Origin of the sequence: Vibrio sp. M260121 (assembly GCF_036533715.1) — a bacterium.
Taxonomy (GTDB): Bacteria; Pseudomonadota; Gammaproteobacteria; order Enterobacterales; family Vibrionaceae; genus Vibrio.
Genome location: NZ_JATABF010000052.1, coordinates 1 through 12,705, shown reverse-complemented (window position 1 = coordinate 12,705; position 12,705 = coordinate 1). Strand labels below are relative to the sequence as shown.

Genomic DNA, 12,705 nt, shown 5'->3' with positions numbered 1-12,705 from the left:
CAATATTTAAACAGATGAGAAATAACAATTTTAAATATCAGATATCATTTTTATTAATAGATAATCCAAGAATAAAAAAGAGGCAGTCATACTGCCTCTTAATATAAGAATTAGTCTATTTTCTCTAAATCACCTAACATCCAAGTTTTATAAAAGTCTTTTGTCTTTGGTCCATATAAGCGGAACAACAAGAAAAAGTCTTCACCATTGGTTGGCACCCAGTTTTCTTCCATTCCTGTTGGTGCTTTAGGCCCAAAATAAATATCGTAAGAACCGTCTTCATTCACTCTCATCGTATCTTGGTTGCGAGAAGATAAGCCTACTCGGTCTACACCCTTGATAAAGTTTTTGGTCTCCATGCTATATACGATTGCCGACCAAAAATCCTTCACTGGCGTATCCTTTGGAACGTTCAACTTATAAGTCGAATCGCCATCCAACATTTTACCGTTACTATCTTTTACGCCTGTTAGATAGAAAGTGCCCCCACCTAACTTTTTAGGGAGATAAGTCACATAGAAATATGAGCTTGCTCTACCATCAACAAGTACTTCATGCTCTTCTTCAAAGGTAAATCCCTTGTATGGTTGATCACCGAAGTTCCAAATCGCCCATTGAGACAGTGGCTTCCCATTCTCGTCTCTCCATAAGGGGTAGATTGTATCTCCATCGGTGACAAAGCGTTTCTGCATGTGGGCGTAAGCTAACAACAAACCTTCTCTCATTGCTTTCAACTGCTTATCGGTTGGGTTGAAAGGTTTGCCTTTCTCTATACCAAGATCCTTAAGCAGCGAAACCATTACTTTATCTTGCTCACGGATTGGGTTGTTTTGTACTACATCGTTCACATCTTCGAAGAAAGTTTTGTTGTAGTAAGGCAAACAGTCATAATCGACATTGGTTGCATCAAGATATTCTGTTTTAGGTGGATTAGAAGCCGCTTTTAATTCATAAATTATGATCCCTTTTGCGTATTCTCCTGCATCTTTATCGGTTGCACCATTGTATAGCCGTGGTCGAAATGAAAAACCGTAATCCAGCGTATCTGTCTCAGAAACAATGTAGCCTTTGGCTTCTAACTCTGATTTTGATGGTGACCCTGTATAATTTGGTGGCAAGAATACATATTTCCCACCTTCACCTTTATCTGCACCAGCAGGGCCGACATCAACAATAGGCTGCTCCCATTGATTGACCACCGAACCAAAATAGCTGACTTTGTCCGAAGCAGCCGGAACTTCAATAACGATTGGGCCGTTACGTGACGTAATGGTTCCCCAAGCATAGGCTGTAACATCGTTCGCCGTTAGAAAGCCTTTGTTTGATGCAAATGGCTTATTGACGTAAACCACATCATTATAATCTCCCCCAAGATCTCTGCGTGTCGCTTTAAGGAAGTCAACTTGAGTCACAGCTGGCATCGCCCAAATTGCCGTTTGAGTCGCTCTCTGTACCATAATTTTATATTCTAGATCTTCAATTTGAGACGCACGTTCAAGGATATTATCGGTAGTATCAAAAGGTTGAATCGTTGTCGATGCTTGCGCTTGACCTAATGTAATAGTCGTTACAGCAAATATACTTAGAGCTAAATACTTCAATTTCATAGTATGTACCTTTCACAATGATGATGGCGCTCACCTCATCCATGAGATGATGCGGAACTGAACTTGGTAGTGATGACTTCTAACGCGTCACTTTTTCAAAATCTGATGGCTTCCAAGATCCATCAAACCAAGCTTCTGTCGGGCCATACATGCGAAACAGCACGTTAAAGCCTTTTCCTGGGATAGTTTGCACCCAGTTTTTCTCGTAACCTTTTGGTGCGACCGGAGCAAAATGAATCGTAATCGACCCATCTTCATTTTCGCGAAGTCCTTCGCTCAACCCATCAATGCCTGCGCCTGCCTGATCAGTTTCTAGCATCGAGCGTGTTTGATTATCGTAAACCATAAATGACCAAAACTTAGTCGCAGGAGCGTTAGGTGGCAGTGTCACAGTGTAGTGCTGCGAACCATCCAATAATTGGTTGTCGCTATCTCGGTTGCCAACTCGATAGTCAGAGCCACTGCCAACTGTTTTGGTCACCATGTCAGGAGTGATACCCGTTGCCATGAAATGGAACATTGCTCGGTCATCCGCATTGATGACACCATTTTCATCAAGGAATTCATGTCCGTTAATTAAAGGCGTGAACCAGTTGCTATTCTCATAAGTGATGAGCGATTCATCTGGATAGAAGTAGAAGCTTCTTGCTTCCGCTGTGGCAATTTTAGCGGCTTCTTCAAGAATACCTTGCATACGAGCATCTGGCTTAAATGGCGTGCCCTTTTCAATCCCAATTCGTTTCGCTAAAGATAACCATTCTGGGTCAAAGATTTCCTTCGGCTCATACTGAATTAATGCATTGATTTCATCATAGAATTCGTGATTCATCGCGTGCACAGTGTTGTACTTGATACCCGTGATATCCAAAAACTCTGTTTGATTCTTTTCACCATAAGGATACAGCTTCATTGTTTTTTTCAGCTGACTCACATCGTATTCTAACGTCGAAGGTTTCGTGATAATACGTACTAGCAACCAATGCTGGTAACCATCGGTTTTTACGTGGATGTAACCTTCAGGGAGATCGCCTTTATAAGATGAGTGATAGAAGAAGTATTTGCCGCCCTTACCTTGATCTTGTGGATGTGTAACGCCAACTCGAGATGTAAACTTAAACGCCGCATTGTCAACCAAACCAAGTATTGGCGTTCCCACCTCAAGAACAACAGGGCCATCTTTCACATCAATTTCTGAAGTTACGTATGGCGTAGTCGTATTCGCAGTCAACCAAATACTGTTCGCATTCAGCATTCCCTCGGAAATACCGATGGTTTTGTTTGGCTCCATACCCACACTTTCATGACCGAGTAACAAACCTTGAATAGAAGCGACTGGAATTCCTGATAGAAAAACGCGTACAGCGTCTGCTGTATCCACGAAATCCGACGCTTTAAGATGTGTTTCCAATGAAGGAGCACCATCTGTGTAGTTGAGTTCGCCTAAGTACTTAGACTCAACATGGTTCGGAGTAATAATAGAAGGTGGTACGTCGGCTTTGAACGTTGCCGCTGTCGCTGAAGAAATAGCATTAATAAACACTAGGGTAGAAAGTAGTTTATATCTCATGTTCAACCTCATTAATATCTCATTCGAGTTGTTGAGGTAGATCCTAGTATTATTCTAAATTTGCATCTAACTACTTATAGTAATATGCTGACATTACCAAAGTGAATAATTAATTTATAGCCCGACGATGAACAAGCAGCTTTCACGAATCGACTTAAACCTACTGATTACGTTAGATACTTTACTGAAAGAAAAAAATGTAACCCGTACCGCAGAGGTTCTTTTTGTCTCTCAGCCGGCAGTGAGCAGAGCATTAGGTCGGCTAAGAGAAACATTCGATGATCCTTTATTCACTCGTGTCTCTAACGGCTTGATCCCAACTGAAAAGGCACTGCATATCGGCAAGCAACTTGAAGTTATCATTCCTCTTCTACAAGGTGTCTTTCTCTCCGAAGACTTTACTCCCGAGAAATGTGATTACAGCTTCTCAATTGCGCTACCAGCTTTTCTTTCTAGTGTCCTCCTTCCAAAGCTCGTATTAGAAATCAATCGTCTTGCTCCAAAAGCTCGAGTTACCGAGTTACCCGCAAAAGCCAACCCTTACCCTTTAATTGATCAAGGGAATCTAGACTTCTCAATCCATTACACCTCCTCTCCGAACGAAAAGTATTTTTCTACAGAGATCGGCGTCCTGAAGCCGCAACTTTTTGCTCGGAAGTCTCATCCTCTCTTCAAGCAAAAAGACTATAAATTGGATGATACTTTTGACTACCCATTGGTCGGGATGCTTGTCGAGGAGGATCAGTATCAGTCGTTTAGTGCACCCATCATGAATATCTACCGTGATCTAATGATCGATAAAAAACCAATGTTGAGGAGCTCTCAGACACAAGTACTCTTGGATGTGATGAAGAACTCGAACTCCATTATGTTTGGCACAAACTGTGTAAGCGCCCTAAGTGGTTTCGGAAACGAATTCGACCTACTTCTTTCACTCGATCACAAAGACGAATATCACGTTCCGATTCACCTAATTCAGCACACCCGAAATAGAAATAATCCCGCTCACCAGTGGTTTTCTAGCCTTATACTTAAAGAGATTTGCAAAATCATTTAAATATGACTTTTGGTCAACCTTAAAAGCCAAGTGCATCACTGGAATGTTTTCGATTCAATGCATCCAATGCCTTCTATTTGATGGCTGGAATGACCTTCCGAAACAGTGATCGTGCACTGGTGCATTTGCCCTATCGACATAATACCGCTGCATTTGCGGGTGGTTATCGCTATGCATTGGAGGAGAATCACCACTTCATCCTTGAATATCATTGGTATCAAGGTTCAACAGAAGGGCCTAGCGAGTTTGCCGATGCATCAAATGAGTTTGTGATTGGATATCGATATTTAATGGAGAACTCAGCGATTGAGATAATGGCGATTGAGAATGCGAGAAATATGGACAACAGTACCGATATCGCCTTTACGTTAGGATATCGGTACTTGTTCTCTCCAGAAACGGAAAGTTAGGAGTATTACAGATTCAAGGTTGGGACAATTGCCGCCGCAACTTGTGAATCAGACGCTCCGATCGGTAGCGAGAAAGAACGGTATTGATCACCAGACATACTAAATGAGCGGTCGATCTCCGCTAAGCAATGGATCGTTCCACCGTCCAAGATAAAGGAAAGCTCAATCTCTTTAGTAGAAACGAAACCGTTATTGCGGAACTCTAGTTCTTGATAAATGCCAGAGCGAGAAGAGAAGGTATTCCCACGCAAGAAGCCTTTTTCAACATCAGCTTTTACCATTGTAAAACCGGCTTGTTCAATCGCTTGAATCACACGAGCAGCAACAGGCAAAGGTTTAACCTCAATATAGTCACGATCGCGAGGGTCTATCGCAAAGCCGATGTCCAGTGTGGTCTCTACCCACACATGGCACTGATTTTTTAGCGCACTAACCGCGGTAATAGGTGTTTCGTCATGCAACTTAAGCTCGAATGGCACCTGCTTTTCTTCATTCGGCTGAATGACAAACGGTTCAACCGCCTTCAATTGATCAATAGTGAAAGTTTGGTAGCTAACGCTGTCGTCTGCTTCTACTTTCATTTCCGTGTTCAGTTTGATGGTGATAGCATCGATTTGTTGCTCAACATCACCGCCTTTAATTTGAACGTGGCCACGCAAAGTCGCGCCTTGGTACACACTCATCTCATCTAAAATCGTATCTACTTTTGCTGAGCCGATACCGAGTGACGCTTTTAGTTTTTTTAACATGCGATTCCTTTGTGACTGTCTGTTTTCGTTATTTTGATAAGTCTCTGTTTACACAACTGATGAAACTCCTGCAAGCAATAGACGACAAGAATGCGGACTAATTCCTTTTATCAGTGCACAAAATACGTATGTCTGTTTGCAATTTGTCTATAGATTACGCACTATTTGTATAGTCAATTAAAAGGAAACCTTTATGTCTGCACCACTCTATATGCAAATCAAACGATTTATTCTCGATAAAATTGATTCGGGTGAGTGGATGGTTGGACATCGTATCGCAACTGAAATCGAATTGACGGAACAGTTTGGTGTAAGCCGAATGACCGTTAACAAAGCGATTCGAGACTTAGTCAATGAAGGCAAACTGCAACGCCGACCTCGCCTCGGCACCTTTGTTTGTGACCCGGCTGAGAAGTCTGAATCTCCCCTATTAGACATACGCAACATTGCCGATGAAATCACGAATCGGGGCCGCGCTCACCACAGTGAAGTGCTACAACAAATCGCTATCAAAGCCGATGACAGTATTGCGACAAAACTTGGTGTGATGCTTGGTACCACTGTGTTTTACAGCGAGATAATCCACTTTGAAGACGGTAATCCAATCCAGCTTGAACTGCGTTGGGTCAACAGCCAGTACGCGCCAAGTTACCTACGACAAGACTTTACTTGCATGACACCAAACCAGTACCTTTCTGATAACTGTCCTCTTAGTGCAATAGAGCATACTGTTGAGGCGATAGTGCCAGAAGGACGCGTTAAACAAGACTTGAAAATGCAAGCTAACGAGCCTTGTTTACTGCTCAACCGCCGAACGTGGAGTCAAGATAAACTGGTGAGTACTGCGCTACTTTACCATCCGGGCAATAAGTACAAATTAAGCTCTAAGATCCTGCTATAAACTAGGCGTTACTTCTTCGTTTTGATCACATTTCAGCAACATTAGCCTTGCCAGTGATGCTTTTTTCTCCTATTTATTTGTATATACATTTAAAAGTACAAATCAAAAGGAAGTATCAGAATGGATTTGCTGATTGAAAATGCACGCCTCGTCACTATGCAAGAAGGAGAGCAAGGCTACCTACCCTCTCCCCTTGCTCGCGTCGGCATTCGGTCAGGAAAAATTGTTGCACTCAGTACCGCAGCAAGAGGCGAAGATAGCGCAGAAACCGAATCCATCCTGAATCCAGACCACTACGAACAGACCATTGACCTTCAAAGCAAGCTATTGCTACCAGGTTTGATTGATTGCCACACTCATCTCGTATACGCCGGAAATCGTGCCAATGAGTTTGAAATGCGCCTTAACCGTGTGCCTTATGAAGAGATCGCCAAGCAAGGCGGCGGTATTCTTTCTACCGTTCGTGCAACCCGCAAAGCAAGCGAAGAACAACTTATCGAGCTTGCTCTACCACGTTTAGATGGATTGCTTGCAAGCGGTGTTACCTCTATCGAAGTTAAGTCTGGTTACGGACTGACACTGCAAGATGAAATCAAGATGCTGCGCGCAGCGAAAGCCTTAGAGCAAGAGCGCAAAGTAAAAATCACCACAACTCTACTCGCCGCTCATGCACTTCCACCAGAATTTAAAGACCGCGCTGACGATTATATCCAGCACATTTGTGACGACATCATTCCCCTCGTGGCAGAGGAAAAGCTCGCCACCAGCGTCGATGTGTTTTGTGAATCGATAGGTTTTAACTTAGCTCAAACCGAGCGTGTCTTTGATGCAGCAAAAAAACACGGTTTGCATGTCAAAGGGCATACGGAACAGCTTTCTGATTTAGGCGGCACTACGCTAACGGCAAAATACAATGGCCTTTCTGCCGATCATATTGAATATCTCGATGAAATTGGTGTGCGGGCGCTTGCCAATTCCCCGACTGTGGCAACCTTGCTCCCTGGTGCGTTCTACTTCTTACGTGAAACCCAACTGCCTCCTATCGAATTACTCAGAGCGCACAAGGTGCCAATGGCGATAGCGACAGACATCAACCCAGGGACATCGCCATTTGCTGATTTAACCTTGATGCTGAACATGGCTTGCACTTTTTTCCGTTTAACCCCTCAAGAAGCACTGCGTGGCGTCACTCAAAACGCAGCAAAAGCACTGGGTTATGGGGAGTCTCGTGGCGTGATTGAAATCGGTTATGACGCGGATTTCTCAATTTGGGATATCGAACACCCAGCAGACCTTAGTTACCAAGTCGGCGCAAAACGTTTAGTAGGTCGTATAGTAAATGGTGAATATGTCTCTCACGGAGGACTGTAACATGGCTCAATCAGATCCAAATACCGCTCCATTTCACTGGCAAGGTCGCCACGATGCAGAAGATGGAGAACTGGGTAAGCGCGTTCACCACGTGATTAAAAATATTTCTGTCGAAGAGTTACCGAGCAAAAGCGAAGGCGTCTCGATCCTTGGTTTTGCTACCGATGCGGGTGTTGCCAGAAATAAAGGCCGTATCGGCGCGAAAAAGTCACCGGATTTGATCCGTCGTGCCCTAGCCAATCTCGCTTGGCACCAAGATGCGCCGCTTTATGACCTTGGTACTGTCGTTTGCGAAGACGACTTACTAGAGAGCAGCCAATCGCAATGCGCAGCCACGGTTGCTCAAGCACTCCCCTATTCACCTGTCGTAGTATTAGGCGGCGGTCATGAGATCGCATGGGCGTCATTTTCAGGGTTGGCCGAATACTTCAAAACTCATCACCCAGACAAGCAGCCGAAGATTGGCATTATCAACTTCGATGCACATTTCGACCTGCGCGCTTTTGAAAGTTCGCTGGCAGATGTAAAACCGAGCTCAGGCACACCATTTAATCAGATTCATCACTTCTGCCAACGCAATGATTGGAAGTTTCATTACGCTTGTATTGGTGTAAGTCGCAGCAGCAACACCAAAGCCCTATTCCAGAAAGCGGACGAACTCAACGTTTGGTATGTGGAAGACAAACAGCTTTGTTACATGAACCACAGTTACCATTTAACGCAGCTACAGCACTTTATCGATGACTGCGATTACCTCTATCTAACGATTGATTTGGACGTATTCCCTGCGGCAACAGCACCGGGTGTAAGCGCTCCAGCAGCAAGAGGGGTAAGCTACGACATCATTTCGCCGTTTCTCGACCGAATCTTGCATTACAAAAACAAGCTCATGCTGGCAGACATTGCCGAGTATAACCCCACTTATGACGTCGATAGCCAAACCGCTCGATTGGCAGCCCGCCTATGTTGGGACATCGCCAATGCCATGGCAGAGAAAGACCATAAGCCTAAATAACCAAACCCAATAACGATTAAATAGCCAAGCACAGACTTGGTACACACGTGAAACTAAAGGAGTCTTAAAATGACACAGCGCCAGGGACAAGATCCACGACTTGATACAAGCAGAACAATTCGTGCTCCACACGGTACACAACTGCGCGCCAAATCTTGGCTGACGGAAGCCCCGCTTCGTATGCTGATGAACAACCTTGATCCAGATGTAGCCGAGCACCCTCACTCGCTCGTTGTATACGGTGGTATTGGTCGAGCAGCACGAAATTGGGAATGCTTCGATAAGATTGTTGAAGTGTTAGAAAGACTCGACGATGACCAAACTCTTCTCGTCCAATCAGGCAAACCAGTGGGCGTTTTCCCGACTCACAAAAATGCGCCACGCGTTCTAATTGCGAACTCAAACCTAGTACCACATTGGGCCAACTGGGAGCACTTCAATGAGCTCGATAAAGAAGGCTTGATGATGTATGGACAGATGACGGCAGGTAGCTGGATTTACATCGGTTCACAAGGCATTGTTCAAGGCACTTACGAGACGTTTGTCTCAGTAGCTAAAAAGCACTTTAACGGCGACGCAAAAGGTCGATGGATCCTGACAGGCGGCCTTGGTGGTATGGGCGGCGCTCAACCTCTAGCTGGCACAATGGCAGGTTTCTCAATGATTGCTGTTGAGTGTGACGAGTCACGTATCGATTATCGCCTACGCACAGGCTACGTCGACAAGAAAGCCACATCGCTAGATGAAGCGCTAGCGATGATCAAAGAATCCGACACGCCTATTTCAGTCGGTCTACTAGGTAACGCAGCTGACATCTTCCCTGAGCTTGTGGAACGTAACATCACGCCAGACGTAGTAACAGACCAAACCTCCGCACACGACCCATTGAACGGCTACTTGCCTCAAGGTTGGAGTATGTCACATGCAGCAGAAATGCGCTTACAAGACGAAGCTGGTGTAGTTAAAGCGGCGAAACAATCAATGGCTGTGCAAGTTCAAGCCATGCTAGAACTGCAAAACCGCGGCGCTGCAACACTGGATTACGGTAATAACATCCGTCAAATGGCGCTGGAAGAAGGCGTCGAGAATGCGTTTGATTTCCCAGGTTTCGTACCGGCTTACATTCGTCCTTTATTCTGTGAAGGTATTGGGCCATTCCGTTGGGCAGCGTTGTCTGGCGATCCAGAGGACATCTACAAAACCGACCAAAAAGTTAAAGAGCTGATCCCTGATAACCCTCACCTACACAATTGGCTAGATATGGCACGTGAACGCATTCAGTTCCAAGGTCTGCCTGCACGTATCTGTTGGGTGGGTCTGAAAGACCGTGAGCGCCTTGGCCAAGCCTTTAATGAAATGGTGAAAAACGGTGAACTGAAAGCGCCGGTTGTTATTGGCCGTGACCACTTAGACTCTGGCTCGGTAGCCAGTCCGAACCGTGAAACCGAAGGCATGATGGATGGATCTGATGCGGTATCGGATTGGCCACTACTTAATGCCCTATTGAATACCGCAGGTGGTGCAACTTGGGTATCACTTCACCATGGTGGCGGCGTTGGCATGGGCTTCTCTCAACACTCAGGTATGGTGATTTGCTGTGACGGCAGTGATGATGCTTCTGAGCGTATTGCTCGCGTACTTCACAATGACCCAGCGACGGGCGTTATGCGTCATGCTGATGCGGGATATGACATCGCAAAACAATGTGCAGCCGAGCAAAAACTGGATTTACCAATGCTCAATGAAGAACTGAAAAAACTGAAGTAAGGATGAAAGACATGCTCAATTTAACGCTAAAGCCAGGACATATTAGCTTAAACGAACTGCGTCAGGTGAGCCGCTCACCTGTCAACCTTACTCTCGATCCAGAAGCCATTCCGGCCATTGAGGAAAGCACTCAAGTTGTCGACCGCGTGATTGCAGAAGATCGCACCGTTTATGGCATCAATACGGGGTTTGGCCTACTCGCGAACACTCGTATTGCACCAGAAGATCTAGAAACACTACAACGCAGTATTGTGCTTTCTCATGCTGCCGGCATCGGCAAATTTATGTCAGATGAAACCGTTCGCTTGATGATGGTGCTGAAAATCAACAGTCTTGCGCGTGGCTTCTCAGGCTTGCGCTTGAAAGTCATCAACATGCTGATTGACCTTGTGAATGCGCAAGTATATCCATGCGTGCCTCAAAAGGGCTCTGTCGGCGCATCTGGTGACTTAGCGCCGCTTGCTCACATGAGTACGGTGCTTCTTGGCGAAGGCCAAGCACGTCATAATGGCAAAGTCATTTCTGGCTTAGAAGCTCTGCAAATTGCAGGTCTAGAGCCAATCACACTGGCACCTAAAGAAGGCCTTGCACTGCTTAACGGTACTCAAGCGTCAACGGCGTTTGCACTCGAAGGTTTATTCATTGCCGAGGATCTATTCTCATCTGCGACAGTTTGTGGCGCGATGTCGGTAGAAGCAGCACTAGGCAGCCGTCGTCCGTTCGATCCTCGTATCCACCGTGTTCGTGGGCATCGCAGCCAAATGGATGCGGCGTTAGCGTATCGACATCTATTAGAAGCGACCAGTGAGATTGGTGAATCCCATACCAACTGTGAAAAGGTTCAAGACCCTTACTCACTACGCTGTCAGCCTCAAGTCATGGGTGCTTGTTTACAGCAAATTCGCAATGCGGCAGACACTCTGCAAGTAGAGGCGAACTCGGTATCGGATAACCCACTTGTGTTTGCAGAAGACGACGACATCATTTCTGGTGGTAACTTCCATGCTGAGCCAGTTGCTATGGCAGCGGATAACCTTGCGCTTGCGATTGCAGAGATTGGTAGCTTGTCAGAGCGTCGCATGGCACTGCTTATTGATAGTGCTCTATCTAAGCTTCCTCCATTCTTGGTCGACAATGGCGGCGTAAACTCGGGCTTTATGATCGCTCAGGTTACTTCGGCAGCGCTGGCGAGTGAAAACAAAACGCTCGCTCACCCTGCTTCCGTCGATAGCTTGCCAACATCTGCAAACCAAGAAGATCACGTCTCAATGGCCACGTTTGCGGCTCGTCGTTTGAAAGAGATGGGTGAAAACACGCGTGGTATTTTGGCGGTTGAATACTTGTCAGCAGCGCAAGGGTTGGATTTCCGCGCGCCAAACAAATCTTCTGAACGTATCGAGATTGCAAAACAAATGCTGCGTGAAAAAGTGTCGTTCTACGATAAAGACCGCTACTTCGCGCCAGATATCGAGCAAGCCAATGCCCTACTCAAGCTTGCTTTGCATAACGCATTGATGCCAGAAAGCTTACTACCAAGCGTGCATTAATCTATCGCGCTAATGACTCTAAAGGCTCCTTATTGGCTGTCTCTTATACACAAATCCCCAAGCTTGTAGCTTGGGGATTTTTTTGAACTCTTTAACGTGTGTGCGATCTGATCACTTACTATTCCTCACTGAAACACTAAGATGACATATTCAGACGCTAAACTTTGGGCACAAGCACAACTTAAAGACCCTCGAAGAACACAACGCCTCATCAGTTTAGCGACCTCCATTGCTAATCAACCAGGAGTCTCCGTGGCTAAACTTCCTTTTTCTCCCGCCGATATGGAAGGCGCATATCGCTTTATCCGCAATGAAAACATCGATGCAAAAGACATCGCTGAAGCTGGCTTTCAAGCGACCGTATCTCGAGCTAAAGAGCATGAAGAATTACTCGCGCTTGAAGATACAACAACGCTCAGTTTTCCGCATCGAAGTATAAAAGATGAACTCGGGCACACGAATCAAGGCAATAGAACCCGAGCTCTCCACGTACATTCGACTTTACTTTTTGCACCACAAAGCCAAACCATTGTGGGTCTGATAGAGCAGCAACGATGGAGCCGAGATATTACTAAGCGTGGGCAAAACCACCAACACGCGACTCGTCCTTACAAGGAGAAAGAAAGTTACAAATGGGAGCAAGCTTCTCGCCGTGTCGTTGAACGCCTAGGGGATAAAATGTTAGATGTTATCTCGGTCTGTGACCGAGAAGCA

General features: G+C 45.5%; 10 protein-coding genes and 1 pseudogene. 8 read left to right on the top strand and 3 right to left on the bottom strand.

What is annotated here, in order from left to right; all coding sequences use genetic code 11:
• Positions 1–110 precede the first annotated feature (110 nt).
• A complete protein-coding gene (locus tag QTO06_RS22060) occupies positions 111–1,607 on the bottom strand; it encodes a DUF1214 domain-containing protein (RefSeq protein ID WP_331409793.1) in 1,497 nt (498 codons plus the stop codon).
• A 79-nt stretch (positions 1,608–1,686) separates the two neighbouring features.
• Positions 1,687–3,174: a DUF1254 domain-containing protein gene (locus QTO06_RS22055; protein WP_331409791.1), complete on the bottom strand. Its 1,488-nt coding sequence runs from the start codon at positions 3,172–3,174 to the stop codon at positions 1,687–1,689.
• A gap of 127 nt (positions 3,175–3,301) precedes the next feature.
• Here QTO06_RS22055 and QTO06_RS22050 point away from each other — a divergent pair, with 127 nt between their 5' ends.
• Both QTO06_RS22050 and QTO06_RS22045 read left to right on the top strand, forming a co-directional pair.
• Positions 3,302–4,231 carry a LysR family transcriptional regulator gene (locus QTO06_RS22050; protein ID WP_331409790.1) on the top strand — a complete coding sequence of 310 codons (930 nt, stop codon included), beginning with the start codon at positions 3,302–3,304 and terminating at the stop codon, positions 4,229–4,231.
• A gap of 47 nt (positions 4,232–4,278) precedes the next feature.
• A pseudogene (locus QTO06_RS22045) lies at positions 4,279–4,641 on the top strand (DUF3187 family protein); the annotation flags it as partial.
• Between the two features lie 5 nt (positions 4,642–4,646).
• Here QTO06_RS22045 and QTO06_RS22040 read toward each other — a convergent pair.
• Positions 4,647–5,390: a sporulation protein gene (locus tag QTO06_RS22040; protein WP_331409789.1), complete on the bottom strand. Its 744-nt coding sequence runs from the start codon at positions 5,388–5,390 to the stop codon at positions 4,647–4,649.
• 193 nt (positions 5,391–5,583) lie between these two features.
• Between QTO06_RS22040 and hutC the strand changes: the two genes are divergently transcribed.
• The 6 genes from hutC to QTO06_RS22010 all read left to right on the top strand — a co-directional run.
• Positions 5,584–6,291 carry a histidine utilization repressor gene (gene hutC, locus QTO06_RS22035; RefSeq protein ID WP_010448642.1) on the top strand — a complete coding sequence of 236 codons (708 nt, stop codon included), beginning with the start codon at positions 5,584–5,586 and terminating at the stop codon, positions 6,289–6,291.
• Between the two features lie 120 nt (positions 6,292–6,411).
• On the top strand, positions 6,412–7,662 hold the full coding sequence (hutI, locus tag QTO06_RS22030; protein WP_331409788.1) for an imidazolonepropionase: 1,251 nt from the start codon (positions 6,412–6,414) through the stop codon (positions 7,660–7,662).
• 1 nt (position 7,663) lies between these two features.
• Complete coding sequence (gene hutG, locus QTO06_RS22025) at positions 7,664–8,677, top strand: formimidoylglutamase (protein WP_331409786.1); 1,014 nt, start codon at positions 7,664–7,666, stop codon at positions 8,675–8,677.
• A 69-nt stretch (positions 8,678–8,746) separates the two neighbouring features.
• Positions 8,747–10,444 (top strand): urocanate hydratase, encoded by a 1,698-nt coding sequence (gene hutU / locus QTO06_RS22020; protein WP_010448637.1) that lies wholly within the window; start codon positions 8,747–8,749, stop codon positions 10,442–10,444.
• An 11-nt stretch (positions 10,445–10,455) separates the two neighbouring features.
• Positions 10,456–11,991 carry a histidine ammonia-lyase gene (gene hutH, locus QTO06_RS22015; protein WP_039985177.1) on the top strand — a complete coding sequence of 512 codons (1,536 nt, stop codon included), beginning with the start codon at positions 10,456–10,458 and terminating at the stop codon, positions 11,989–11,991.
• Positions 11,992–12,132: 141 nt separating this feature from the next.
• Positions 12,133–12,705, top strand: a 573-nt coding sequence (locus QTO06_RS22010; protein ID WP_331409785.1) for an IS4 family transposase, incomplete at its 3' end; no start/stop codon positions are given.

Coding starts and splice junctions, on each gene's coding strand:
- QTO06_RS22060 (WP_331409793.1), bottom strand. CDS start 1,607: ATGAAATTGAAGTATTTAGCTCTAAGTATATTTGCTGTAACGACTATT.
- QTO06_RS22055 (WP_331409791.1), bottom strand. CDS start 3,174: ATGAGATATAAACTACTTTCTACCCTAGTGTTTATTAATGCTATTTCT.
- QTO06_RS22050 (WP_331409790.1), top strand. CDS start 3,302: ATGAACAAGCAGCTTTCACGAATCGACTTAAACCTACTGATTACGTTA.
- QTO06_RS22040 (WP_331409789.1), bottom strand. CDS start 5,390: ATGTTAAAAAAACTAAAAGCGTCACTCGGTATCGGCTCAGCAAAAGTA.
- hutC (WP_010448642.1), top strand. CDS start 5,584: ATGTCTGCACCACTCTATATGCAAATCAAACGATTTATTCTCGATAAA.
- hutI (WP_331409788.1), top strand. CDS start 6,412: ATGGATTTGCTGATTGAAAATGCACGCCTCGTCACTATGCAAGAAGGA.
- hutG (WP_331409786.1), top strand. CDS start 7,664: ATGGCTCAATCAGATCCAAATACCGCTCCATTTCACTGGCAAGGTCGC.
- hutU (WP_010448637.1), top strand. CDS start 8,747: ATGACACAGCGCCAGGGACAAGATCCACGACTTGATACAAGCAGAACA.
- hutH (WP_039985177.1), top strand. CDS start 10,456: ATGCTCAATTTAACGCTAAAGCCAGGACATATTAGCTTAAACGAACTG.